Here is a 25,405-nt window from a genome sequence, read left to right as displayed (position 1 = left end):
GTGACGTTAGCGCCGGCCCCGCGCGCTTGCAAGGGCCGATGCAGCGGCGGGTGTGAAGAATGGTGAGGGCTGGGAGCCGAGGTGACGGGAACTCGCGCTCGGGGCCGAGCGCGCGTGGCACCCATCCGGGGCGCAGCGATGCCCTTCGCGTCCGGCGCTGCGGGGCCTGCGCGCGGGCGAGCGATCGGGGTTCGGGGTCCGGACGCGAGGCGCCTGCCGCGCGGCGCTCCGGTCCTCCGCCGTCCGCCCCGAGCCCCCGGCCCTATAATCGCGCGATGAACCGTCCCGACACGGGCCCGCTGCCCGTCATCCAGCTCAAGACCGAACGCCGCTCGAACCATCCCTGGATCTTCCAGAAGATGGTCGAGAAGCCGGCGACCAAGCCGCGGCCGGGTACCGTGGTCGACATCGTCGACCGCGAGGGCACCTTCGCGGGCCGCGGGTTCTACAACGGCCATTCGCGCATCGCGCTGCGCGTGCTGACCGCCGATCCGGCCGAAGCGGTCGACGAGGCGTTCTTCGCGCGCAAGATCGCGCAGGCGGTGTCGCTGCGCCGCGAGGTACTCGGGCTCGATGCGGTCACGAACGCCTATCGCCTCGTCCATTCCGAGGGCGACGGCCTGTCCGGGCTCGTCGTGGACCGTTTCGCGAACACGCTCGTGATCGAGTACTTCTCGGCCGGCATGTTCCGCCAGCGCGACCTGATCCGGCGCTGCCTGCTCGAGCACTTCCCCGATGCCGACCTGTACTGGTTCGCCGAGGAGCACGTGCAGAAGCAGGAGAGTTTCGACTGCGGCATCCCGTCGCCGCCGACGCCGACCGTGATCCACGAGCACGGCGTGCAGTTCCACGCCGCGCCCGGCACCAAGCACAAGACCGGCTTCTTCGCCGACCAGCGCGACAACCGCAGGTACCTGTCGACGTTCTGCGACGGCAAGCGCGTGCTCGACCTGTGCTGCAATTCCGGCGGCTTCGGCATCTACGCGAAGACGATCGGCGGGGCGAGCGAAGTCACCGGCGTCGACCTCGACGAGGAGATCCTCGCGATCGCCGAGAAGAACGCGCGCCTGAACCGGGCGAAAGTCCGCTTCGTGCAGGCCGACATCTTCCACTGGCTGCGCGACGGCAAGAAGGATCCCTACGACGTCGTCATCCTCGATCCGGCCAAGATGACGCGCGACCGCGAGCAGGTGATCCCCGCGCTCAAGAAGTACCTCGACATGAACAAGCTCGCGCTCGGCGCGGTCAAGCCGGGCGGCATCTTCCTGACCTGCTCGTGCACCGGTCTCGTGAGCGAGGAGCAATTCCTCGACATGCTGCGCCGCGCGGCGTACTACGCGGGCCGCACCGTCCAGGTGCTCAAGGTCACGGGCGCCGGCGAGGATCATCCGTGGCAGGCGCACGTGCCCGAGTCGCGCTATCTCAAGGCCGCCCTCTGCCGCGTCGAGTGACGACGCGGCAGAGGCCTGCCTGAAGCGCCGCGGGCGCTAGCGCGGCTTCCACTGCGCCGCGATGCGGTCGGCGAGCGCGAGGTCGACCTGTGCCGGCTTGCCGGCGCGTTCGTAGGCGACTGCGAGCTTCGTTCCGGCCGGCAGTTCGCGCAGGCGCTCGCGCCATTCGTACAAGGGTCGCGCAGCGATCGCCTCGCCACCGATCGATCGGATGCGATCGCCCACGCGCAGGCCGGCGCGCTCCGCGGCGCCGTCCTTCGCGACGTCGGCGACCTCGAGCGCGTCGCCCGCACCGAGCAGCCAGAGGCCGCTGCGATCGAACGCATCGACGCCGGCCGACGACGCCGTCGGCGCGAGATACATCTTCTTCGCCTCGTAGTCGAACGCGACGACGTAGCGCTTGAGCACGCCACCGCCGAGGTTCGCCGACAAGTCAGGGCTCGCGAAGGCACCCTTGTCGCCGACGAACAGGTCGCCGGCGACGCCGGTCACCGCGAGATCGCCGAGCTGCAGCGTGCCGAAGCGCGCCGGGCGTCCGCGCGACGGGCCGCCGACGCCCCAGCCGACAACGCTCTCCGGCGCGGCATCGTATTTCGCGACGAGCCCGTGTTCGCGCACGAACGGCGCATGCAGGGTCAGCGAGGCGCGCGAACCGGTGTCGATGCTGATGCGCGCGGGCAGGCCGTCGAGCGTGCCCTGCACGATCGGGATGCGGTCGGCGAGTTCGAACGGCAGCGCATGCGCGCCCGCGGGCGGCGCGAACGTCGCCGGCTCGGCGAGCACGAGCTCGTGCTTCGCGTAATCGATCGTCACGCCGAAGCGGCGGAACATCTCGTAGCCGACGAGGCCGTCGCAGTCGTAGCCCTCGACCGCGGGCAGCTTGCCGAGGTCCATCACGTAGAACACCGGCCGCGACAGCACCGCGCCGCCCAGGCGCACCTCCTTCGCGTGCGCGAACGCGAGGTCGACGGTCTCGTCGCCCACGCCACGGCCGGCGAGCTTGCCTTCGCCGGCGAGGCCGAACTTCCTCGCCGAGTCGGGCGTGAGCAGGTTGACGCCGCCGGTGTCGACGAGGAAGCGCGCCGGCTTGCCGTCGATCGAGCCCTGCGCGTAGATGTGGTTGTTGACGAGCTGGATCGGCACGCGCGCGGTGCCGCCCGGCGCGTCGATGCGCGCGGTCGCGGTCATCTCCGGCATCGCGAAATCGGCGTCGGCGACGGCCACGTCGAGCTTCACCGACGTGGCGCGCACTTCGCTGCGATTGCGTTCGTCGACGCGCCCGGCCGTGTCGGTGAGGAACGTGACCGAGTGGAACGGCAGCTTGATGCCGCCGACGTCGCGCCAGTCGTCGAAACTCGTCGTCGCGGTGTCGGCACCCTGCTTCTGCACCGTGCGCACGAGCAGGTGGGTCTCGTGGTCGAACCAGAGCGTGACCGGATCGCCGCCGTCCGGCGTCGCGACGAGCACGTCGTAGCGACGGCCGTCGAGCTCGCGCGCCTGCGGTTTCGCGTACGTCGCGCCGATGCGCGCCGGGTACCAGTAGCCACGCGCGTCGAGCCACGCCTGGCTGCGCGCGCGTCGCTTCGCCTCGGGCGCGTCGAGGGAGGCGACCTCGCCGCCGGGGTCGCGCGACCAGGCGACCGTGCCATCGTAGCCGTCGGCGCCTTCGACCGGGCCGAGCGTGTAGTGATCGTTCGAACGGCCGGCGACGACGTCCTGCAGCGCGTCGAACGGTCCGCTGAGCCCGCCCGCGCTGAGGGTGCCGTCGGTGCGCACGCTCTTCACCGCGTCCCAGCGCGCGCCGCCGCTCGCGGCTTTCCAGCGCGCGAGCAGGTCGGTCGCCTCGTCCGCGCGCACCACCTGCGTGAAACCGAACGCCAGCAGCGCCAGCGCGAATGCATGCTTGCCCATCCTCGTCTCCTCGATCGCGGCGCCGCCCTTGCGCGTCGCCGTCGTTGTTTGAATAATTGCATCGAATTTCAAACATGGCAACCCAACCTATGGCACGGACCCGTACGGCGCTGGTCGAGGACGCGGACGAGATCGCCCTGCTCGCGTCGCCCACGCGCATCGAGATCGTCGACACGCTCGAAGCGCTCGGCGAAGCGGTCAGCGTGGCCGAACTCGCGGCCGCGGTCGGCCGCCCCGCGGACAGCCTCTACTACCACCTGCGCCAGCTCGCCGAAGGCGGGCTCATCGAGGAAGAGACCGCACCCGAAGGCCGCCGATACCGGTCGCGCACGCGCAAGGGCGACCGATTGCGACTGCGTTACCGTCCCGGCGCGACCGCGAATGCGGACGCGGTCGGCCGCGTCGCGGCCAGCGTGCTGCGCGTCGCGGGGCGCGACTTCGCGCGCGCGCTCGCCGATCCGGGCACGGTCGTCGAGGGACCGCGGCGCGAGCTGTGGGCCGCGCGCGGCAAGGGCTGGGTCGATCCGGCCGAGCTCGCCGAGATCAATCGCCTGCTCGCACGGCTGATGGAGCTCGTGCAGAAGCCTGCGACGGAGCGCCCGCGCGGCAAGCTGGTCGCGTTGTCGTGGGTGCTCGCGCCGGTCGAGGCGAAACCGGCACGACGCTCCGCCGCGAAGGCGCGCACGTCGCGCGGCCGCTGACCCGACCGCGCGCTTCCGGCGCGGCTGCTAGACTGCGGCTCCGTCCGCTCGCCGACACCGCCGCCGATGAAGAAGACCGCGCGCACGATGAAGACCCCGTCGCCGACGCCCGTGACGCAGGCGCAAGCCGAAGACGCCGTGCGCGTGCTGCTGCGCTGGGCCGGCGAGGACCCGCGCCGCGAGGGCCTGGTCGACACGCCCAAGCGCGTCGCCGAGGCCTATCGCGACTGGTTCTCCGGTTACGCGATCGACCCGGCCGAATACCTCGGCCGCACGTTCGAGGAAGTCGCCGGCTACGACGAGATGATCGTGCTGCGCGACATCCGGTTCGAATCGTTCTGCGAGCACCACATGGCGCCGATCATCGGCCGCGCGCACGTCGGCTACCTGCCGACCGACAAGGTCGTCGGCATTTCCAAGCTCGCGCGCGTCGTCGACGCGTACGCGCGCCGCTTCCAGGTGCAGGAGAAGCTCACCGCGCAGATCGCGCAGTGCATCGGCACGGTGCTCAAGCCGCGCGGCGTCGGCGTGGTCGTCGACGCGACCCACCAGTGCATGACCACGCGCGGCGTGCACAAGACCGGCGTGTCGATGATCACGAGCCAGATGCTCGGCACGTTCCGCGAGGACGCGCGCACGCGCGCGGAGTTCCTGCGCTTCATCGACATCGACGGACATGGATGATGATGTCGCTTTGCGCTCGACCATGAGCGCTGCTGCGATGGCCCGCAAGGCCGTCTACGGGTTCGCCTGATCCAGAGCGGCCATCCATTGCCGCACGCTTCACGAACAGCCGCCTCTGCCGATACGGTCACTGCAGTCCCGGCTGAAGAACCTCCACGTCGCGGCGCTTCCCGGGCGTCCGCTCAGCCGATGGCGATGCCGCCGTCGGCGAGCGGCAGCGAGCGGATGCGCTTGCCGGTCAATGCGAAGACCGCATTGGCGATCGCCGGCGCGACCAGCGGCACGCCGACCTCGCCGATTCCGCCCGGCCTGTCGCCGCCTTCGAGCAACGCGACCGACACCGCCGGCATCTCCGGCATGCGCGGCAGGGTGAAGTCGTTGAAGTTCGCCTGCTCGACGCGCCCGTCCTTGAGGGTGATCTTGCCGCGCACGGCGTTGACGAGGCCGCTGACGAGGCCGCCCTGCATCTGCGCGACGACCTGGTCCGGATGCACCGCGATGCCAGGGTCGACCGCGATGCAGAGGCGCTCGACGTGCACGCGCGCGGCGTCGCCGGAGACCTCGGCAACGAGCGCGACGTGGGTGTCGTAGCACTCCATCGCGGCGAGCCCGAGCGCATGCCCGGGTGCCGGTTTGCCCCAGCCGGCGTCCCGCGCCGCGCGCTCGATGACCGCGCGCTGGCGCGGCACCGTCTCGAGCATCGCGAGGCGGAACACGAGCGGATCCTGCTTCGCCGCATGCGCGAGCTCGTCGACGAAGCTCTCGATCGCGAACGCGTTGAGCGCATTGCTGACCGAGCGCCAGTAGCCGACCTTGATCCCGATCTCGCGGATGACCGTGCGCAGGTCGAGGTTCGGGATCGCATAGGTGAGGTTCGCCGCGCCCTCGACCATGAAGCCGTCGATGCCGTCCTTGACCACGCCGGGGAACATGCGGTTGGTGATCGACGGCGAGATCATCTTCTGGGCGAATGCGACGATGCGGCCGTCGGCGACCGCGCCGCGCATGAGGTGCAGCGACGGCGGCCGGTAGACGTCGTGGCGCGTGTCGTCCTCGCGCGTCCAGATCAGCTTGACCGGCGTATCCGGCAGCGCCTTCGCGATCGCCACCGCCTGCGCGACGTAGTCGACGTCGAGGCGCCGGCCGAAGCCGCCGCCGATGAACTGCGCGTGGATGCGCACCCGGTCCGGCTTCACGCCGGCCGCGGCCGCCGCGACGCCCTGCGCGCCTTGCGGGAACTGCGTGCTGGCCCACACGTCGACGCCGTCGCGGCCGACGCGGGCGGTGCAGTTCTGCGGCTCGAGCGTCGCGTGCGCGAGCATCTGGCAGGTGTAGCGCGCCTCGATCGCGGCCGTCTTCGCGAACGCGGCGGCGACGTCGCCGGCCCGTTTCGCCACGGCGCCGGCTTCATCGGCCGCGCCGTCGAGCGTCGCCATGATCGCGGCGCTGTCGAGTTTCGCCGCGGCGCCTTCGTCCCACGCGATCTTCACGTCGGCGAGCGCGTTCCTGGCGACCCACCAATGGTCGGCGACCACGGCGACGCCGTCGCCGATCGAGACGACCTTGCGCACGCCTGGCCGTCGCTCGACGTCGCCCGCGTCGAACGAGGCGACCTTGCCGCCGAGCACGGGACACTGCGCGAGCGCCGCATGCAGCATCCCGGGAAGCTTCACGTCGATGCCGAAGACGGTGCGGCCGCGCGCCTTGTCGGCGCCGTCGAGCCGCGCGAGCGGCTTGCCGATGCGGGTGAACTCCGCGCGCGACTTCAGCGCGACGTCGGTCGGTACCTCGAGTTTCGCCGCGGCGGCGGCGAGTGCGCCGTAGCCGAGCCGGCGCTCGCCATGCAGTACGTAGCCGTCGGCGACGCGGCACTCGGCGGCGGGCACGCCCCATTGCGCCGCCGCCGCCGCGACGAGCATCGTGCGCGCGGTCGCGCCGGCGCGGCGCAGCCCTTCCCAGCCGTCGCGCACGCTCGTGCTGCCGCCGGTGATCTGTGCGCCGAGCAGCGTGTTGACGTAGACGGGATCGACCGGCGCCTGCTCGACGCGAACGTGCGTGGGGTCGACGCCGAGCTCTTCCGCGATGAGCACGGCGAGCGAGGTATGCACGTCCTGGCCCATCTCGTTGCGCGGGCAGATCAGCGTCACCTGGCCGTCCGGCGCGATGCTCACCCAGGCGTTCGCGCGCACCGCGGCCGTGCCGGCAGGCGGCGTGGCGGCATCGGCGCCGAGGCGGACGCCGAGCAGCAGCCCGGCACCGAGCGCGCCCGATGCGGCGATGAAGCGGCGGCGCGACGCGTCGGGGAGCGAATCGTGGAAGATCGCGCTCATGCCGCACCTCCGAGCGTCGCCGCCGCATCGTGGATCGCCGCGCGGATGCGCGCGTAGGTACCGCAGCGGCAGAGATTGCCGGACATCGCGGCGTCGATGTCGGCATCGGTCGGCCGCGGGACGCGCGCGAGCAACGCGGTCGCGGACATCACCTGGCCCGACTGGCAGTAGCCGCATTGCGGCACCTGCAGCTTGTCCCATGCGGCCTGCACCGCCTCGGCGACCTTGCCGCCCACGCCTTCGATCGTCGTCACCGCCTTGCCCTGCACCGCCGAGAGCGGCGTGATGCACGAACGAATCGGCTGGCCGTCGACGTGCACGGTGCAGGCGCCGCACAGTGCCATGCCGCAACCGAACTTGGTGCCGGTCATGCCGAGATGGTCGCGCAACACCCACAGCAGCGGCGTGTCGGGCGCGGCGTCGACGGGCACCGTCGTGCCGTTGAGTCGCAAGCTGGTCATGACACCTCCTGGCGAGAACGCAAGCGCCGGAACGCGGCGCGATCGGAGTGCCGGAAAGCGAGCCTGCCCGCTGCGCGCACGGCACCCGGGAACCCGCGACGAGCATACGCCGGTCGCCGCCGCGGCGACATCGCGCGCGAACGCGCACCCGGCGGCGCGCGGACGCGGCGAGGATCGGCTATCGTGCGCGCTTTCGCCTGCCGGCCGCCCCTGCAATGGACCCGATCGCCCCCGCCGCACCGCGCCGTGCGGCGCTGATCTTCATCTTCGTGACCGTGCTGATCGACATCCTGTCGTTCGGCCTCATCATCCCGGTGCTGCCGCACCTGATCGAGAGCTTCCTCGACGGGGACGTCTCGCGCGCAGCGATCTGGTACGGCTGGTTCGCGACCGCGTTCATGGCGATGCAGTTCCTGTTCACGCCGGTGCAGGGCGCGCTGTCGGACCGCTTCGGCCGGCGCAAGGTGATCCTTGCATCGAACCTCGGCCTCGGCCTCGACTTCCTCATGATGGCGATGGTGCATTCGCTGCCGCTGCTGTTCATCGGCCGCATCGTCTCCGGCATCACCGCGGCGAGCTTCAGTACGGCCAACGCCTACATCGCCGACGTCACGCCGCCGCAGAAGCGCGCGCAGGCGTTCGGCATGATCGGCATGGCGTTCGGCATCGGCTTCGTGATCGCGCCGGCGATCGGCGGCTTCCTCGGCGAGATGAACCAGCGTGCGCCGTTCTGGGTCGCGGTCGCGCTCTGCCTCGCGAACTTCGTCTACGGCGTGTTCGTGCTGCCCGAATCGCTGCCGCCGGAAAAGCGCTCGCCGCGCTTCGACTGGCGCCACGCGAACCCGATCGGTTCGCTGCGCCTGCTCGCGCGCTACCCGCAGGTGATCGGCCTCGTCGGCGTGCTGTTCCTCATGGCGCTCGCGCACATGGTCTACCCGAGCACGTTCGTGCTGTACGCGGACTACCGCTTCGGCTGGGGACCGCAGATGGTCGGCTACACGCTCGCCGCGGTCGGCGTGCTCGCCGCGATCGTGCAGGGCGTGCTCATCAAGAAGATCGTCGGCTCGCTCGGCGAACGGCGCGCGCTCATGCTCGGCCTCGCGTGCGGCACGCTCGGCTTCGCCCTGTATGCGCTCGCGCCGAACGGCTACTGGTTCTGGGCGGCGATGCCGATCGCCGCGCTGTGGGGCGTCTCGACGCCCGCGGCGCAGGCGATGATGACGCACCACGTCGATCCTGCCGAACAGGGTCGCCTGCAGGGCGCGGTCGCGAGCCTGTCGAGCATCGCCGGCATCATCGCGCCGACCCTCTTCACGCGCGCATTCGCCGCGGTCACCGGCGCGCACCTGCACGACGCATGGGCAGGCGTCACGTTCGCGATCTCCGCGGCGATGGTCGGCCTCGGCTGGATCATCGCGTGGCGCACGACCGCGCACCTGCCGCCGGTGCAGGCCGCGACCGCGCCGGTCGCGGCGTTCGGACCGCCCGTCGTCGCCGACGTCGACGATCTCGTCGCGCGACCCGCGCCGGCACGCGAATGATGCCGCACGCGACACCCGCACCTTCCGATGTCGGGGCGCCTGCGTTTCCGGCGCGTGCTTGCACCGGGCCCGCATCGCCCGTTCGCGGGGCAACGGCGCGACGATCGTGTTCGACACCGCACGGAACGAGTCCCGCGCGGGCAGGACGTCGATGCGCTCATCGCGCGCCTCGCTGACCGGGTCGCCGAGCGCTTCGCCCTCGCCGACGCCGGCGTCGGCCTCGTCTCGCGCGAGGGCAAGCTCGCGAACGCGCTCGCGCCCGGCACGCGGCCTGCGCAAGGCGCTCGACGAACGGCTCGGCGACAACGCCTCGGTCGATGCGACATCCTCAAGGACGCCGGAGGCGTCGCCGGCGGCCTGCGAGGACATCGACGCGGCGATGGCGGCGCGGCGCAGCCTCGTCGACGTCGTGCACGGGTTGCGCCGGGTCGTCTGCATCAAGGGCGGACGCGGGGCGCGGCGGCGCGCCACGCCCGGCCGCGGCGGTGCGGCGCAGCGCGCCGATTTCAAGGCGCCCTTTCGACACTGGCCGCCCGCCCCCATCCTGCGAGGATGGCGCACCGGAGCGGTTCCGGTACCGTGGAGACGTCGATGCTGACCTTCGTGCTGTGGTTGCTGCTGCTGGTGTTCTGCTGGCCGCTCGCGCTGCTCGCGCTGGTGCTGTACCCGCTCGTGTGGTTGCTGCTGTTGCCGTTCCGCCTGCTCGGGCTCGCGGTCGAGGGCGTGTTCGAGCTGCTGCGCGGCATCATCCTGCTGCCCGCGCGCGTGCTGCGCGGCCGCCCCGCAGGCTGAACCGGGGGCGTCGCCGGTCCTTCGCGGACCGTCCCCGCGCGGCGCGCTACACTCTGGCGTGTCCGCGAGGCGTCCCATGTCCGCATCCGAACCCAACCCGGCCGAATCCGCCGTGCGGGCGCAGCCGCTCGGCGCGCTGTTCGACGCCGTCTACGATCGGCTCAAGGCAATGGCGAGCCGCCAGCTCGCGCGCGGCTCGCGCGGCACGCTCGACACCACCGCGCTCGTGCACGAGCTCTGGCTGCGCGTGAACACCGGGCGCGAGCTCGCGTTCGAGCATCCCGCGCAGTTCTTTTCCTACGCCGCACGCGCGATGCGCCACCTGCTCGCCGACCGCGCGCGCGACCGCATGCGGCAGAAGGCCGGCGGCGACTGGATCCGCATGAGCCTCACCGGCAGCGAGGCGCTCCATCCGCAGATCGAAAGTGCGGAGCAGGCGCTCGCGCTCGAGGAAGCGCTGACCCGCCTCGAAGAGGTCGACGCGCGCGCCGCGCGCGTGGTCGAACTGCGCTGGTTCGCCGGCCTGTCGCCGGAACAGGTCGCCGAACTGCTCGGCCTCACGCGGCGCACGATCGACCGCGACTGGCGCTACGCGCGCGCGTTCCTGCTGTCCGCGCTCGAGTGATGTCCGCGCGGCGGACGCAACGGCGTTATCGCTGGCGATGAAGCGGCTGCCGGGGGACCGCGATGAACGCCACACCCGCCAGTGCGCGTGAACTGTTCGAAGCCGCGCTCGCGCTCGCGCCCGGCAAACGCATGGCCTGGCTCGACGCGCAGTGCCTCGACGGCGCACAGCGCGCCGAAGTGCTGCGCCTGCTCGCCGCCGACGCGGATGCCGGCGAGCGTGTGCTCGACGAGCCGTTCGACCATTTGCTCGGCCGTGTCGGCGAAGTCGAGGCGCCGCCACCGCCGTTGCCGCACGGCACGGTCGTCGGCGACTACACGCTGATCGAACGCCTCGGCGAGGGCGGCTATTCGGTCGTCTACCGCGCCGAACGCGAGCAGGCGGGCGTGCGCCAGGCCGTCGCGCTGAAGCTGCTCCATCGCGGCCTGCACACGGCCGACGAGCGACGCCGCTTCCGCGACGAACGACGCGCGCTCGCCCAGTTGCGCCATCCGGGCATCGCCCGCCTCATCGAAGGCGGCGTCACCGACGCGGGCGTGCCGTACATCGCGCTCGAACTCGTCGATGGTGTACCGATCACCGGGTACGTGCTCGCGCAACGGCTCGACCTGCACGCGCGACTTCGCCTGTTCGTTTCCGTCTGCCGTGCAGTCGAGGCCGCCCATCGCGCGTTGATCGTGCACCGCGACCTGAAGCCGTCGAACGTGCTCGTCACGCGCGAAGGCGAGGTCAAGCTGCTCGATTTCGGCATCGCCAAGCTGCTCGATGCGGGCGACGAGCCGACCCGTACCCAGCGCCAGGCGATGACGCCCGCATACGCCGCGCCCGAGCAGTTCGCGCTCGGCCAAGTCACGACCGCGACCGACGTCTACGCGCTCGGCGTGCTGCTCGGCGAACTCGTGACCGGCCAGCGCCGTGCGCCGGGCGAGTCGCGCACGCCGTCGTCGCACGTCGGCGACGACACCGACGAATCGCTGCTGCCGGCGCCCGCGCGCGTGGTACGGCGCCAGCTGCGCGGCGATCTCGACAACATCGTGCTGAAGGCGACCGCGACCGAACCCGAGCGCCGCTATGCGTCGGCGGGCGCGTTCGCCGACGACATCGAACGCCACCTCGCGGGGCAGCCGGTGCAGGCGCATCCGCCGTCGCGCTGGTACCGTGCGCGCAAGTTCGTCGCGCGCCATCGCGGCGGCGTCGCGAGCGGCGCACTGTTCGTGCTCGCGATCCTGTCCGCGCTCGCGATCGCGGTATGGCAGGCACGGCGGGCCGAGGTGGAGGCACGGCGCGCGCAGGTGCAGGCACGCCGCGCCGAGGCCGTGCAGGCGTTCCTCGGCGACCTGTTCCGCGCCAACTCGCGCAACCAGGCCGACGCGGCGAAGGCGCGCCAGACCACCGCGCGCGAGCTGCTCGACCTCGGCGCGCAACGCGTCGGCAACGCGATGGCCGACGTGCCCGAGGCGAAACTCAGCGTACTGCAGCTGTTCGCCCAGCTCTACGACGACCTCGAACTCGCCGACGAGGCGTTGCGCGTGCGGCGCGAGGCGGTCGAGCTCGCGCGCCGCGTGTACGGCGCGGCGTCGCCGCAGGTCGCCGACGAACTCGTGCATCTGGCGAGCGCGATGCAGAGTTCGCGCTCGGCCGACGACGAGCGCAAGGCCGTACTCGACGAGGCAGGTCGCATCCTCGACGCCGAAGGCGACGTCGATTCGCCGACGCGCGGCGCCTGGCTTCGGCGCCAGGCCGAGTACTACTGGAACTACGATCCCGCGCGGGCGTACGACTACGCGCGACGCGCGGTACGGCTGTTCGACGCGAAGCCACCGTCGGTCGACCTCGCCGACTCGCTCCTCAGCGCGGGCATCCAGTCGTTGCGGATGCACGAGCCCGCGGAGGCGACCGCGGCGTTCGCGCGCGCGATCGAGATCGCCAAGGTCGTGCAGGAAGCCGCCCCGAACGCGGTCAAGTACTACGCATACCTCGGCGAGGCGCAGTCGCAGCAGCTCGACCTCGCTGGCGCCGAACGATCCATGCGCGCGGCGTGGACGATGGCCCGGCGCGACAGCGGCGCCGAGCACGTCGACGTGCTGCAGACGCAACTGCGGCTCGGCGGCCTGCTCTGCGACATCGGCCGCACGCAGGAAGGCCTGGACCTCCTGCGCGGCGCGAAGCAGCTCGCGATCAGGCTGCGCGGCGCCGACGACCCGTTCCATACGCGCGCGGCGCTCAGCGCGCTCGGGCGCTGCGAGTCGGACGTCGGCGACCTCGGCGCGGCCCTCGCGAACGCACAGGCGGCAACCGCGATCGACCGCAGGAACCGCGCCGGCAGCCTCGATCTTGCACTGCGCCTCGAGCGCGAGGCCGCGGTGCTGATCGAGCTCGGCCGGTTCGCGCCGGCGCAAGCCGAACTCGACGAGGCGGTCGCGCTGCGGACGCAGGCGAAGCAGCCGCGCAGTGGCGATGCGTTCGCCGCGAACCTGCGCCTGCAGGCCGCGCTCGCCCTCGCGCGCGGCGACGTCGCGCGCGCGCGCGAGCGCCTCGCCGAGCTGCCGGTCGCTGCCGACGACGTCGCCGCATCGTTCGATCGCCTCGACCGGCGCCTGCTCGGCGCCGAGGTCGCGCTCGGAGGCGGCGATGCGGCCGCCGCGCGTGCGGAGGCGGACGCCGCGGCGCGCATGATCGCGCGCAGCGGCCAGTCCGGCGCGCTCGAAGCGTGGAATGCGCGTGCCGCCCTCGATGCCGGCCGTGCCGCCGCACTTGCCCACGACACGGAGGCGGCGACGACATCGCTGCGCCAGGCGCTCGAACTGCGCCGCAAGGTGCTGCTGCCGACGAGCCCGAAGCTCGCGGACGCGATGACCGCGCTCGCATCGGCCGAGCTCGACCGCGGCGACCGCGCTGCCGCGCGCACGCTCGCCGACGAAGCCGCGGCGATCCACGCCACGCAGTCGGAACTCGGTGCGCAATACCGCCGCCCGCTGCGTGACCTCCAGGCCCGGCTCGGCGCCGAATGATCGGCGATGCTGGGGAGGGTTGAAGCAACAGCAGAGACTGAAGCACGAAGGACACGAAGGAAAGCAATAGATCAAGATTGAAACACGGAGCACACGGAGCACACGGAGGAGAAACTTTCCAACAGGAAAGACTTCCTTGCTTTGCTTGCTCCGTGTGCTCCGTGTTTCGGTCTTTTCCGCTTCGTACTATCGCCGCATACGGCGATTCGACGCTCGCTCGCCATGCACGCATGCGCGCCGACCACGCCCATCTCCTTTCCTTCGTGTCCTTCGTGTTTCAGTCTTTTCCGCTTTCCCGACCCGCGAAGCCCAGCTCGCTCGCCTCGAACGCGACGCGCTCGGTGCCGATGCTCGTCTGGGCGAGCACGCGCGCGCGCGTGACCTTGATCAGCCAGCCGTGTTGCTCGAGCGGCTCGCGGGTGCGGAAGGCCTTCGGGGTGAGCACCGCCGCGCAGGCGCGATGCTGCGGGTCGCGCACCGAGGCGTAGCGGATCAGCGCGATGCCCGCCTCGCGTGCGTGGCGCGCGAGCATCTGCGTCGCGACGTAGCTCGCCGGGTCCTCCCACAGCGGGCGCTGGCGCGCGAACGGGGCATCGGCGAGCACGAGCGCGTGGCCGGCGACCGAGGCGCGGAAAACCGTGTGCGGGACGGGCGGCAGGTCCGGCGTCGCGGGGGAATCGGCGAGGAAGCGAAGTCGCCAGTAGGCGACCTCGGCGAGCGCGGTGTGCACGGCCGTCGCTCCGTACCACACGCCGGGGTCGCCGACGCCGCGGAAGCGCGAACCGGCCGGTGGCGGCGCCGGATAGCGGAACGGCGTCGCGAGCAGGTAATGCAGCGGCGCCGCCTCGGCGGGCAGCGGCGGCTTGCCCGCTTCGAGCACGTCTTCGAGCACGCGCTGCTCGGCGAGCGTGTCGACCAGGCGCATCGTCGACGCGCGGTGCTGCGCCTCGACGACGCGCCACGGCTTCATGCTGATGCGACGCGCGATCTTGCGCAGCGCGTCCGCGGTCGGGATGTTCATGCGATGGGCCTCCGCTCACGCGGCAGCCTGTCGCCACGGCGTCGCACCGCGCGCGACGGCCTCACAGGCGCGCGCGCGCGCTGTCGAGGTAGTGCAGCACATGCACGAGGCCCTCGGCGTCGCGCATGCGTTCGAGCGGGCGCGCGCCGCCGAATGCCGCGTTGGCGGTGGTGAGCCAGGCGCGAGCGGCCGCGTCGTTCGAACCGACGATCGCGTCGAGCGAGCGGAACACGCGTACCCACAGAGCGGCGAGTTGGCCCGGCTTGCTCGCCGGATCGAGCGGCGCGCGCGCCGCGCGCGAGATCGTCGACGGACTGACCCCGATGATCTCCGCGAGCGTGCGCTGCGGCACGTCGAGGATGTCGGCCGCGCGCAGCGCGGCGCGGGTCAACACGCGCGCCGGGTCGGTCGCGGCAGCGGACTTGCGGGCAGCGGGCGTGGCCATCGCGACGGTACCGGCAGTGCGTTCATCAGCAATTATCCGTGCATCGCATTGCACATGCAATGTCAGCCGAAGAACCAGTAGCACACGGCGATCGATGCCAGGATGCCCGCGAGATCGGCCAGCAGCGCGCAACCGATCGCGTGGCGAGCGCGCAGGATGCCGACCGCGCCGAAGTAGACCGCGATCACGTAGAACGTCGTCTCGGTGCTGCCCTGCACGGTCGCCGCGAGCAGCGCCGGGAAGCTGTCGGGACCGTGCGTCTTCATCGTCTCGATCAGCATCGCGCGCGCCGCACTGCCCGAGAACGGCTTGACCAGCGCCGTCGGCAACGCGTCGACGAATCGCGCGTCGAGGCCGAGCGCCTGCACGCACCAGCGCACGCCGTCGAGCGCGAAGTCGAGCGCGCCCGACGCGCGCAGCACGCCGACCGCGCAGAGCATCGCGACGAGGTACGGCAGCAGGTCGCGCGCGACCTCGAAGCCCTGGCGCGCGCCGTCGACGAAGCTCGCATACACGGGCACCTTGCGCCAGACGCCGACGGCGAGGAACGCGAGCACGATCGCGAACAGGGTGAAGTTGCCGAGCAGCGACGACAGCGGCGCGAGCGCCGCGGCGGGCAACGCGAGCAATGCGCCGATGAACGCGCTGAGCAGCACCGCGACCGCGAGCAGGCACACGAGCACGAGCGGGTCGCGCAGCTTCAGCTTCTGCATGAAGGCGACGCCGAGCAGGCCCACGAGCGTCGAGGCGCTCGTCGCGAGCAGGATCGGCACGAACACGAGGGTCGGGTCGTGCGCGCCCGCCTGTGCCCGGTACATGAAGATCGATACCGGCAGCACGGTCAGCGACGACGCATTCAGCACGATGAACAGGATCTGCGCGTTGCTCGCGGTCGTCGCGCTCGGGTTGAGCGTCTGCAATTCGCGCATCGCGCGCAGGCCGATCGGCGTGGCCGCGTTGTCGAGACCGAGCACGTTGGCGGCGAAATTGAGCGTGATGAGTCCGATCGCGGGATGTCCGCGCGGTACCTCGGGCATGAGGCGGACGAACAACGGTCCGAGCAGGCGCGCGAGGCGGTCGACGAGTCCCGCGCGTTCGGCGATGCGCAGGAAGCCGAGCCACAGCGTGAGCGTTCCAAACAGCAGGATCATGACCTCGACCGCGAGCCGGGCCATGTCGAACAGGCTCGCGACGATCGCGGCGAACACGTCCGCATGGCCGCCGGCGAGCCATTGCGCGAGCGCGGCGACCGCCGCGACGAGGAAGAAGCCGAACCAGAGCCGGTCGAGCATGCACGCACCGTCGCCTTGACGATCCAAGCATCGCACAAGTGCGTCTCGACGGGCCCGCCCGGACGAAGCCGGCGGCAGCGGCCAGCACGGTGCGGCGCCACCGGGTGCGTACGGCGATCCGCGCCGGCGCGGCCGCTGCGACTGTCGCGCGCGTGTCGCGTCGGGCACACTCGCACGATGGACGTCCTGCCCCATTCGGCCGCGTGCGAGCGCAACCGCGAACCGATCCTCGGCGTACTGCGCGGCACGTTCGCCGACCGTCGCCGCGCGCTGGAGATCGGCAGCGGCACGGGCCAGCATGCCGTGCACTTCGCCGCGGCCCTGCCCGCGCTGGTCTGGCAATGTTCCGACCGCGCCGACAACCTGCCCGGCATCCGTGCGCGCCTCGACCGGGCGGCCTTGCCGAACACGCCCGCGCCGATGGCGCTCGATGTCGCGAGCGGACCGTGGCCGCCGGGCCCGTTCGACGCGGTGTTCAGCGCGAACACGCTGCACATCATGGCCTGGCCCGAGGTGCAGGCGCTGTTCGCCGCGTTGCCCGCCGTGACGACGGCCGATGCGAAGCTCGCGATCTACGGTCCGTTCGATGTCGATGGTCGCCACACGAGCGCGAGCAATGCCGCCTTCGATGCATCGCTGAGGGCTCGCGCGCCGCACATGGGCCTGCGCGACGTCGCCGCGGTCGACGCGCTCGCGCGCGCGGCAGGCTTCGCGTTCGTCGACGACGTCGCGATGCCGGCGAACAATCGCCTCCTGCTCTGGCGCAGGCTCGCGCCGGCGATCGCGTCGGCGGCGGTGGGTCCATGAACCGCCCGCTGCTGGTCGCCTGGAGCGGCGGCAAGGATTCCGCGCTCGCGCTCGAGCGGCTGCGCAGCGACCCTGCCTGGCGGGTCGCCGGCCTGCTCACGAGCGTGACCGAGGCGTACGACCGCGTCAGCATCCACGGCGTACGCCGCTCGATCCTGCACGCGCAGGCGGCGGCGCTCGGCCTGCCCTTGTTCGAGGCGACGCTGGCGCCGGGCGCGGACAACGCCGCCTACGAGGCGTCGTTCGCCGCGGCGCTCGCGCGGGCGCGCGCGTCCGAACCCGGCCTCGACGCGATCGCGTTCGGCGACCTCTTCCTCGCCGACGTGCGCGCCTACCGCGAGGCGCTGCTCGCGCGGCTCGGCTGGCACGGCGTGTTCCCGCTCTGGGGCGAGGACACGCGCGAGCTCGCGCGTGCGTTCGTCGAGCGCGGCCATCGCGCGATCGTCTGCTGCGTCGACACGCACCAGCTCGACGGCGCGTTGTGCGGGCGCGACTACGACGCGGCACTGCTCGGCACGCTGCCGCCCGGCTGCGATCCCTGCGGCGAGAACGGCGAGTTCCATACCTGCGTGCACGGCGGACCGCTGCTCGGGCGCACGATCGGGCTCGTGCGCGGCGAACGCGTGCTGCGCGAGGGCCGCTTCGCCTACGTCGACCTCGTCGAGGCGTCGTCCGGCAGGTCGGGTTCGTAACGGTAGCCGACGCCGTACACCGACGCGATCGGGTCGACGCCGACCTCGGCGAGCTTGCGGCGCAGGTTCTTGATGTGGCTGTCCACCGTGCGCTCGCTGACCACGCGATGGTCCTCGTACGCCGCGTCGATGAGCTGCGCGCGCGAATGCACGCGCCCCGGCTGCCGGCTCAGCTTGCGCAGCAGACGCAGCTCCACCGGCGTGAGATCCAGCCGGCACCCGCGCACGCGCGCCTCGAAGCGCTCGTCGTCGAGTTCGAGCGCGTCCGGCTGCGGGTCGGCGCGCATCGACGCGCGGCGCAGCACCGCACGCACGCGCGCGACCACTTCGCGCGGACTGAACGGCTTGCAGATGTAGTCGTCGGCGCCGAGCTCGAGGCCGAGAAGACGGTCGATCTCCTCCACGCGCGCGGTGATCATGAGGATCGGCAGGTCCGACCGCGCGCGCACGCCGCGGCAGATCGCGAGGCCGTCCGTTCCGGGCAGCATGAGGTCGAGCAGCAGCGCGTCGGCCGCCTGCTCATGCACCCAGTCGATCGCGCCCGCGCCGGTGTCGCGCAGGCCGACGCGATACCCGGCCGCGACGAGATAGTCGCGCAGCAGCGCCGCGATCTTCGGTTCGTCCTCGATCACGAGCACGAGCGCGCTCATGCGCGCTCCTCCGCGGCGAGCGGCAACTCGACCACGATGCGCAGGCCGCCGAGCGGCGACGGTTCGGCGTCGATGCGGCCGCCGTGCGCGTCGACGATCGCGCGGCAGATCGCGAGGCCGAGTCCGGCGCCGCCGTGCGCGCGCGATCGCGCGGCGTCGACCCGGAAGAGACGTTCGAACAGCTTCGGCAGCGCCTCGCCGGGTACGCCCGGCGGCGTGTCGTCGACGGTCAGGCGGACCCTGCCATCGCGCGCGACCAGGCCGAGGCGGATGCGTCCAGGCGACTCGGTGTGGCGGCGCGCGTTCGCGAGCAGGTTGTCGACGAGCTGGCCGAGACGGCGTGCATCGCCGCGCACGAGCATGCGACTCGCCGCGGGCAGCTCGAGCACGAGGCCGGCGTCGGCGCAGCCGGCGACCTGCATCGCCGCGGCCTGCTGCACGAGTTCGGCGACATCGAGCGGCTCGAAGCGGTATTCGAGCGCGCCCGCGTCGGCGAGTGCGAGCTGGTAGAGGTCCTCGACGAGGCCGCCGAGTCGATCGCATTCGGCCTGGAGGGAATCGAACGCGGCCGGGGTCGGCGCGCGCACGCCGTCCTGCAGCGCCTGCACTTCGCCACGCAGCACGCTGAGCGGCGTGCGCAGCTCGTGCGCGATGTCGGCACCCCACGCGCGGCGCGCGTCGCGGTTGCGCTCGAGCGTCCGCGCGAGATGGTCGAAGTCGTCGGCGAGGTCGCCGAGCTCGTCGTTGCGCGCGATGCCGGCGCGACGCGCGTAGTCGCCGTCCGCGAGCGCCCGCGTCGCCTCCGCGAGCGAGCGCACCGGCGCGAGCAGCCACCGCGCGAGCGCGAACGCGAGCGGCAGCGCGAGCGCGAGGATCGCGAAACCCGCGATGAGCGCGTCGCGCGCCTGCGCGCGCGCGAACGCGGTGTCGATCGCATCGCCGAGTTCGGGCTGGCGCGCGAGGCGCAGGCGCCCGACCGTGCGTCCATCGGAGACGATCGCGACCGATGGCGCATCCGCGGGCACGCGCGGATTGCCCGCGACGCGTTGCCCGGCCGAGTCGACGAGCAGCAGCCGTGGCATGAGATCGGGCGGGCCGCGTGGAGGCCGCCGCGGTTCGCGTGCGGCATCGTCGCCCGGCCCCGGGACGGGCGGGGGCATCGACGCGTCTTCCTGGCGCGGCGACGGCGGACGATCGTCGCCGCGCAGGCGCATGCGCCAGTGCCCGGGCTCGACGTATTCGCCGAGGCGCCGCGGCGCGTCGCGCAGGAACTGCCAGTCGCCGTGCTCCGCGAACGCGGTCGCGAGTCGTTCGGCCGCCGGCGCGAGCCGCTGCAACGCGACCACGTCGACGTAGTCGAGGAACGCGCCACGGAATCCGTGCTGCTGCCACGCGAGAAAACCGAGCAGGACCGCACCGCTGAGCACCGCGAAGGCGATGAAGAGGCGTTGCCACAGGCGCAGGCGCAGCGTCGGGCGCGATCGGGACATGCCGCCACGATAGCGCCCGCCGCGCCCGCCGCAAGGCGTGCGCGGGCGAATCCTCGAGTTCTCCACGATTCCTGCGTCGGCGCTGCGCATTCCCCTGCGATCGTGTGACTGCGGCGCACCGCCGCTTTCGCAGGAGCCGTTCGATGAAGACGCAATCCCTGGCCGCCCTGTTGACCGCCATGCTCGCCGCGAGCGCTGGCGCACAACCCATGCCGCGCGTCGGACCGCCGCTCGGGCACGCCGACGTCCCCCCGGCCGAAGCGCTCGCGACGATTCCCGGCATCGACGCCGCGCAGCAGGCGGAGCTGCGCAGGATCCTGCGCGAACGCCGCGACGCGCTCGAAGCGTTGCGCGACAAGTCGCGCGCCGCGATCGACACGCAGCGCAAGCGCGACCGGGACGAAGCCGAACGCATCGACGACCAGAGCGCGGAACGCATCCGCAAGCTGCTCGGTGACGACGGCTATCGGCGTTATGCGCAATGGCACGATTCGCACCGGCGACCCGGCGGCGTGGAGCGCGACGTCGGACATCGGCCGCCGCCGGGCGACGCGCCCGCCGCGCGTCCGTGACGAGGTGGCGCTGCCCGGCTCGGATGGGTGCCGATCGCGTCGGCGTGCCGGCGCAGGCGCCGCGCCGTGGCGCCGCTACAGCGGCGCGAAGAGTTCGGCGACGTCGGCCTCGTCGAAGCGCAGCGCCTGCGTGCTGCCGCCTTCGAGCACGGCGCGCGCGAGATCGGCCTTGCGCTGCTGCAAGCCCTGGATCTTTTCCTCGACCGTACCGGCGCAGATGAGCTTGTAGACGAACACGGGCTTGTCCTGCCCGATGCGGTGCGCGCGATCGGTCGCCTGCGCTTCGACGGCGGGGTTCCACCACGGGTCGTAGTGGATCACCGTGTCGGCCGCCGTGAGGTTGAGTCCGACGCCGCCGGCCTTGAGGCTGATCAGGAACACCGGCACCTCGCCGGCCTGGAAGCGCTCGACGAGCGCGGCACGCTGCGTGCCCGGCGTGTCGCCGGTGAGGCTTTGATGCGCGAGGCCGCGTTCGTCGAGCGCCTGCGCGACGAGCGCGAGCATCTCGGCGAACTGGCTGAACACGAGCACGCGCCGTCCCTCCTCGACGAGACTGCCGAGCAGGTCGAGCAGGTAGTCGAGCTTGGCCGACTCGCGCACGTTGCGCGCGCCTTCGAGCTTGACCAGGCGCGGATCGCAGCACGCCTGGCGCAACTTCAGCAGCGCGTCGAGCACGACGATGCCGCTTTGCGCGAGGCCGCGCCGGCGCACCTCGTCGAGCACGCGGTCGTGCTGGGTCAGGCGCAGCGTCTCGTAAAGCTCCCGTTGGCCGCCCTCGAGCTCGATGCGGCGCGCGATCTCGGTCTTCGGCGGCAGTTCGGCGAGCACGTCCTCCTTGCGCCGGCGCAGGAGCAGCGGTGCGATGCGCCGGCCCAGCCGTTCGCGTCGCTCGGCATCGCCGTGCTTCTCGATCGGCGTGCGGAAGAAGCGCGTGAAGTGCTTCTCGTCGCCGAGCAGCCCGGGCTCGACCGCATCGAACTGGGCCCACAGCTCGCCGAGGTGGTTCTCGAGCGGCGTGCCGGTCATCGCGATGCGCTGGCGCGCGTCGAGTTCGCGCACGACCCTGGCGGCCTGGCTCTTCGCGTTCTTGATCGCCTGCGCCTCATCGAGCACGAGCACCGAGTACGCGTGCGCGACGAGCGCGTCGCGGTCGCGCAGCAGCAGCGGGTAGGTCGTGATGACGAGGTCGTGGCGCGGAATCGCCTCGTGCAATCCGTGCCGCTCCGGCCCATGCACGACGAGCACATCGAGCGCGGGCGCGAAACGCGCGGCTTCGTCGGCCCAGTTGGCCACGAGGCTCGTCGGCGCGAGCACGAGCGCGGGCCGGTCGAGCCGCCCACGATGCTTCTCGGCGAGCAGGTGCGCGAGCACCTGCACGGTCTTGCCGAGCCCCATGTCGTCGGCAAGGATGCCGCCGAGGCCGGCGTCGGCGAGGAATTCGAGCCAGGCGAGCCCGTCGCGCTGGTAGCCGCGCAGCGTCGCGCGGAAGCCTTCGGGCTCGCACGCGGGGTCGCGCGGCGCGCGCAGCCGCTCGAGCTGGGAACGCAGCCGCTCGCCGCCGCGCCACGGCCGCTCGAGGCCGCTCGCGACCTTCTCGAGCACGTCGGCCTGCGCGCGACGCAGGCGCAGCGCGCCGTCCTCCTCGCGCAGCGGCACCTGCAGCCATTCGAGCAGCGGCGCGATGAGCGCGCGCAGCTTGGCGAGCGGCAACGGCACGCGGCGGCGCTCGTCGACCGGCACCAGCCACATCGCGTCTTCAGGCTCGCCCTTGCGCGCGGCGAGCGGAAACGCGGGATCGGTGAGCAGGCGGTGCAGCACGGGCAGGAGGTCGATGCGTTCGCCGCCCACGTCGATCCCGAGGCGCAGGTCGAACCACGGATTGCCGGTCTGCTCGTCCACCTCGGCGTACCAGTCGGACGGCTCGTCGAGCAGCGCGAACGGGAAGCCTTCGTCGGACTCGAGGCGGAAGCCGAGGTCGCGCAGGCGCGGCGCGAGCGCGAACAACTGGTCGGCTCCGGCGATCTGGCCGCGGCCGTGCTCGATCACGAAGTCGTTGTCGGTGACCGCGTCGGCGGGTACGCCGGGCAGCCGGCCGAGCGTCTCCGCCGGCACGAGGCCGACCTCCTCGAGGCGGTCGCTCGCCGCGACCTCGCTCGCGCGGTCGCGCGCGATCTCGATCACGCGGTCGCCGACGCGGCGGCGATCGCGCGCGGGCGCCGGAAACATCGGCAGGCGCACGCCGCCGTAATCGAACCCGAGGCGCGCGAAACCGGCCTGGTAGCGCGTACCGGTCGCGTTGACCGCGGCCGTCGCGCGCAAGGTGAGCACGGGCACCGGCGCGACCGAGCGTCGTTCGACCGCCGTCTCGAGCGGAGGCGGCAACGCGGCGAGCAGCGGCGTGTCGCGCCAGCGCTCCATCAGCAGCGGCACCTGCTCGGGCAGCAACGGCGGGGCGCGCAGCACGGCTTCGGCAAGGCGCGTGTTGCCGTCGACGCGACCGATCTCGCGCGCGACCGGATCGAAGTACCACAGCCCGCCGACGCGCAACAGCCGAGCCTTCGGCGTGGCGCCGTCGACGCTGAGCGCGAGCTTCTGGGTGCCGTCGTCGCGTGCCTCCCAGCCGATGCGCAACGCGCGCATCGGGCCGTGCGCGAGCCGACCTGCGGAGGCCTTCTCGAAGAAGCACGGCAATGCGCCGAGCAGGGTCTCGAGCAGGGGTTCGTCCGCGCCACTCGCGAGCTGGAACCAGCCGCCGGCGCCTCCGAACGCGGGCGCGCGCATGCGCAGGCCGGCCACGAGCTGGAACGTGTCGGCATCGAGGCCGCTCCACGGCGCGGGATCCGCCCACGACGGCTGCAGTGGCTGCGGCGTCGCGTAGCCGCCCTTCTTGCCGGGCTTCACGCGCACGACCTGCGCCTGCAACGAGGGCAGCGGATGGCTGCCGTCGGAACGCAGCATGATCGCGCAGACCGAGCCTTCCGGTTCGTCCGCGCGCGCGAGGCGCGCATCGCCGCTCGGCGCGCGCAGGCCGTCGAGCCACGCCTTCCAGGCGCCGAGTTGCGGCGTCGGTGGTTCGAGTTCGGTGCGCGGCTGGCCGGACGGCTTGCCCTTGAGTTCGTACAGCACGGTCGCCGCGACGTGCTTGCACTCGAATTCGAGCGGACACGTGCAGTAGCTGTCGAGTCGCGCGGTGTGCCCGTCCCACTTGAGGCGCACGCCGGCCGCGTACGGATCGCGCGCGGTGCCTTCGACCATGCCGACCAGCGCACCCTCGCCGTCACCGGCCTCGTAGTGCGCGCCGAGCACGTAGCCGCGGCGCAGGTAGTCCGCGCCCTTCTCGATCGTGTGCGGATCGAACAGCGTGGTCCAGTGGCGCGCGAGCAGATCTCGGAATGTGGTCTCGTCCATGCGGCAAGCCGGAACAGTCCAACCTTGCATGGTGCACGCTTCCACGCACTGGCGTCCAGCGCAGGACGTGGGCGCGAGGCGATCAGGCCCCGCGCCGATTCCGTTGCAGCGCAGCGATGGCGTGCGTCACGCCACCGCGCGCGACGCGGCCGGACTGCGCCATGCCGCGAGCAGGTCGTCCTGGCGCTTCATCGCCGCGGCGTAGTGGCGCTCCTTGACGTGGCCGTAGCCGCGGATGTGTTCCGGCACCGAAGCGATGTCGACCGCGAGCGCGACGTTGCCGGGCGCGAGGCCCGCGAGCAGTTCGTCGACGATCTTCGCGTAGTCGGCGACCAGGCGGCGTTCCATGCGGCGCTCGGCGGTGTAGCCGAATACGTCGAGCGCGCTGCCACGCAGCCCGCGCAGCTTCGCGAGCAACCGGAACGCGGAGAACACCCACGGGCCGTACTCGGCCTTGCGCAGCGTGCCGTCCTCGTTCTTCTTCGCGAACAGCGGCGGCGCGAGGTTGAAATGCAGCCGGTAGTCGCCGTCGAAGGTGTCCTTGATGCGCTGCTCGAACTCGCCGCTCGTGTACAGGCGCGCGACTTCGTACTCGTCCTTGTACGCCATCAGCTTGAACGCGTAGCGTGCGACCGCCGCGGCCAGCGAGGTCGAACCCGGCGCCTTCGCCTGCTCCGCCGCGCGCACCTTGTCGACGAGCGCCTTGTACTTCGCGGCGTAGCCCGCGTTCTGGTAGTCGGTGAGGAACTTCACGCGACGCGCGACCTGTTCGTCGAGGCTCGTGCTCAACGCCGCGTCGTCGAGCGGATCGGCGGCCGCATGCAGCGGCAGCGCGAGCGGGACGGCGCCCGATGCAGCAGCGCCCGAGGTGCGATGCGGCGCGATGCCGGCCGCGTCGCGCACGCTCGCGAGGTCGTGCGCGGCCATGCGGCCCCACGCGAACGCCGTCTTGTTCATTTCGACTGCCGCGCCGTTGAGCTCGATCGCGCGCATGAGCGCGTCGTGCGACAACGGCACCCAGCCCTTCTGCCACGCGTAGCCGAGCATGAACAGGTTCGCCGCGATCGTGTCGCCGAGCAGCGCGGTCGCGAGTTCGGTCGCGTCGACGACGTCGGGCGACTCGCCGCCGAGCGCTGTGCGCACCGCATCGATGATCGCCTGCGCGGGGAACTGCATGTCCGGCTTGGTCGTGAACGTGCCCGGCATCGCTTCGTAACTGTTGAGCACGACGCGCGCGCGACCGGCGCGGATCTTCGACAGCGCCCAGTAGTCGTTGACGACGACCATGTCGCAGCCGAGCACGAGGTCGGCCTCGCCCGCGGCGATGCGCACCGCGTGGATGTCGGCCGGCGTCTTCGCGATGCGCAGGTGACAGGTGACCGCGCCGCCCTTCTGCGCGAGGCCGGTCTGGTCGAGCACCGTGCCGCCCTTGCCTTCGAGGTGCGCGGCCATGCCGATCAAGGCACCGATCGTGACGACGCCGGTGCCGCCGATGCCGGTGACGAGGATGTTCCACGGCTG

The 25,405-nt window shown here is 72.0% G+C and carries 20 protein-coding genes; 10 read left to right on the top strand and 10 right to left on the bottom strand.

Annotated elements, in window-relative coordinates; genetic code table 11:
* The first annotated feature begins 275 nt into the window (after window positions 1-275).
* Window positions 276-1,451, top strand: a complete 1,176-nt coding sequence (locus VI238_RS13865; RefSeq protein WP_331652355.1) for a class I SAM-dependent rRNA methyltransferase — start codon at window positions 276-278, stop codon at window positions 1,449-1,451.
* A gap of 36 nt (window positions 1,452-1,487) precedes the next feature.
* Here the strand turns inward: VI238_RS13865 and VI238_RS13860 are convergent, their stop codons facing one another.
* The gene (locus VI238_RS13860) at window positions 1,488-3,362 is read right to left on the bottom strand and encodes an aspartyl protease family protein (protein ID WP_331652353.1); all 1,875 of its coding nucleotides are present in this window, start codon (window positions 3,360-3,362) and stop codon (window positions 1,488-1,490) included.
* 74 nt (window positions 3,363-3,436) lie between these two features.
* Between VI238_RS13860 and VI238_RS13855 the strand changes: the two genes are divergently transcribed.
* Window positions 3,437-4,063: a winged helix-turn-helix domain-containing protein gene (locus VI238_RS13855; protein ID WP_331652351.1), complete on the top strand. Its 627-nt coding sequence runs from the start codon at window positions 3,437-3,439 to the stop codon at window positions 4,061-4,063.
* Window positions 4,064-4,129: 66 nt separating this feature from the next.
* Entirely contained in the window at window positions 4,130-4,747 is a 618-nt protein-coding gene (gene folE, locus VI238_RS13850) for a GTP cyclohydrolase I FolE (protein ID WP_331652349.1), read from the top strand.
* Between the two features lie 182 nt (window positions 4,748-4,929).
* Here folE and VI238_RS13845 read toward each other — a convergent pair whose 3' ends face one another.
* Both VI238_RS13845 and VI238_RS13840 read right to left on the bottom strand, forming a co-directional pair.
* Window positions 4,930-7,077: a xanthine dehydrogenase family protein molybdopterin-binding subunit gene (locus VI238_RS13845; RefSeq protein WP_331652347.1), complete on the bottom strand. Its 2,148-nt coding sequence runs from the start codon at window positions 7,075-7,077 to the stop codon at window positions 4,930-4,932.
* Complete coding sequence (locus VI238_RS13840; protein WP_331652345.1) at window positions 7,074-7,538, bottom strand: (2Fe-2S)-binding protein; 465 nt, start codon at window positions 7,536-7,538, stop codon at window positions 7,074-7,076. Before VI238_RS13840 ends, VI238_RS13845 begins: the two co-directional genes overlap by 4 nt.
* Window positions 7,539-7,753: 215 nt before the next feature.
* Between VI238_RS13840 and VI238_RS13835 the strand changes: the two genes are divergently transcribed.
* From VI238_RS13835 to VI238_RS13820, 4 genes are all read left to right on the top strand, one after another.
* Entirely contained in the window at window positions 7,754-9,079 is a 1,326-nt protein-coding gene (locus VI238_RS13835) for a TCR/Tet family MFS transporter (protein ID WP_331652343.1), read from the top strand.
* Window positions 9,080-9,670: 591 nt separating this feature from the next.
* Complete coding sequence (locus tag VI238_RS13830; RefSeq protein WP_331652341.1) at window positions 9,671-9,871, top strand: hypothetical protein; 201 nt, start codon at window positions 9,671-9,673, stop codon at window positions 9,869-9,871.
* A gap of 76 nt (window positions 9,872-9,947) precedes the next feature.
* Window positions 9,948-10,496 (top strand): ECF-type sigma factor, encoded by a 549-nt coding sequence (locus VI238_RS13825; protein WP_331652339.1) that lies wholly within the window; start codon window positions 9,948-9,950, stop codon window positions 10,494-10,496.
* 62 nt (window positions 10,497-10,558) lie between these two features.
* Window positions 10,559-13,507 carry a serine/threonine-protein kinase gene (locus VI238_RS13820; RefSeq protein ID WP_331652337.1) on the top strand — a complete coding sequence of 983 codons (2,949 nt, stop codon included), beginning with the start codon at window positions 10,559-10,561 and terminating at the stop codon, window positions 13,505-13,507.
* Between the two features lie 277 nt (window positions 13,508-13,784).
* Here VI238_RS13820 and VI238_RS13815 read toward each other — a convergent pair whose 3' ends face one another.
* From VI238_RS13815 to VI238_RS13805, 3 genes are all read right to left on the bottom strand, one after another.
* Entirely contained in the window at window positions 13,785-14,528 is a 744-nt protein-coding gene (locus tag VI238_RS13815; protein ID WP_331652335.1) for an RES family NAD+ phosphorylase, read from the bottom strand.
* 61 nt (window positions 14,529-14,589) lie between these two features.
* Complete coding sequence (locus VI238_RS13810) at window positions 14,590-14,973, bottom strand: antitoxin Xre/MbcA/ParS toxin-binding domain-containing protein (protein ID WP_331652333.1); 384 nt, start codon at window positions 14,971-14,973, stop codon at window positions 14,590-14,592.
* Window positions 14,974-15,035: 62 nt separating this feature from the next.
* Complete coding sequence (locus VI238_RS13805) at window positions 15,036-16,265, bottom strand: nucleoside recognition domain-containing protein (RefSeq protein ID WP_331652331.1); 1,230 nt, start codon at window positions 16,263-16,265, stop codon at window positions 15,036-15,038.
* A gap of 177 nt (window positions 16,266-16,442) precedes the next feature.
* On the opposite strand from VI238_RS13805, the gene VI238_RS13800 reads away from it, so the two are divergent.
* Both VI238_RS13800 and VI238_RS13795 read left to right on the top strand, forming a co-directional pair.
* Window positions 16,443-17,072, top strand: a complete 630-nt coding sequence (locus VI238_RS13800) for a DUF938 domain-containing protein (protein ID WP_331652329.1) — start codon at window positions 16,443-16,445, stop codon at window positions 17,070-17,072.
* Window positions 17,069-17,764, top strand: coding sequence for an ATP-binding protein (locus VI238_RS13795; protein WP_331652327.1), 696 nt, complete (start codon window positions 17,069-17,071; stop codon window positions 17,762-17,764). Before VI238_RS13800 ends, VI238_RS13795 begins: the two co-directional genes overlap by 4 nt.
* Here VI238_RS13795 and VI238_RS13790 read toward each other — a convergent pair.
* Together VI238_RS13790 and VI238_RS13785 are read right to left on the bottom strand one after the other, a co-directional pair.
* Window positions 17,719-18,414: a response regulator gene (locus VI238_RS13790; protein ID WP_331652325.1), complete on the bottom strand. Its 696-nt coding sequence runs from the start codon at window positions 18,412-18,414 to the stop codon at window positions 17,719-17,721. The two genes, VI238_RS13795 and VI238_RS13790, sit on opposite strands and share 46 nt — an antisense overlap.
* A complete protein-coding gene (locus VI238_RS13785; RefSeq protein ID WP_331652323.1) occupies window positions 18,411-19,904 on the bottom strand; it encodes an ATP-binding protein in 1,494 nt (497 codons plus the stop codon). Before VI238_RS13785 ends, VI238_RS13790 begins: the two co-directional genes overlap by 4 nt.
* A gap of 143 nt (window positions 19,905-20,047) precedes the next feature.
* Here VI238_RS13785 and VI238_RS13780 point away from each other — a divergent pair, with 143 nt between their 5' ends.
* Window positions 20,048-20,476 (top strand): hypothetical protein, encoded by a 429-nt coding sequence (locus VI238_RS13780; RefSeq protein WP_331652321.1) that lies wholly within the window; start codon window positions 20,048-20,050, stop codon window positions 20,474-20,476.
* Window positions 20,477-20,551: 75 nt separating this feature from the next.
* Here the strand turns inward: VI238_RS13780 and VI238_RS13775 are convergent, their stop codons facing one another.
* Together VI238_RS13775 and VI238_RS13770 are read right to left on the bottom strand one after the other, a co-directional pair.
* Window positions 20,552-23,884 (bottom strand): DEAD/DEAH box helicase, encoded by a 3,333-nt coding sequence (locus VI238_RS13775; RefSeq protein WP_331652319.1) that lies wholly within the window; start codon window positions 23,882-23,884, stop codon window positions 20,552-20,554.
* 126 nt (window positions 23,885-24,010) lie between these two features.
* A partial coding sequence (locus VI238_RS13770; protein ID WP_331652317.1) for a DUF6537 domain-containing protein occupies window positions 24,011-25,405 on the bottom strand: 1,395 nt, incomplete at its 5' end.

This window comes from Dokdonella sp. (assembly GCF_036518555.1).
In the GTDB taxonomy this organism is placed as follows: domain Bacteria; phylum Pseudomonadota; class Gammaproteobacteria; order Xanthomonadales; family Rhodanobacteraceae; genus Dokdonella_A.
The sequence above is the reverse complement of the archived record's forward strand: the minus strand, read 5'-3'. Positions and strand labels throughout refer to the sequence as shown.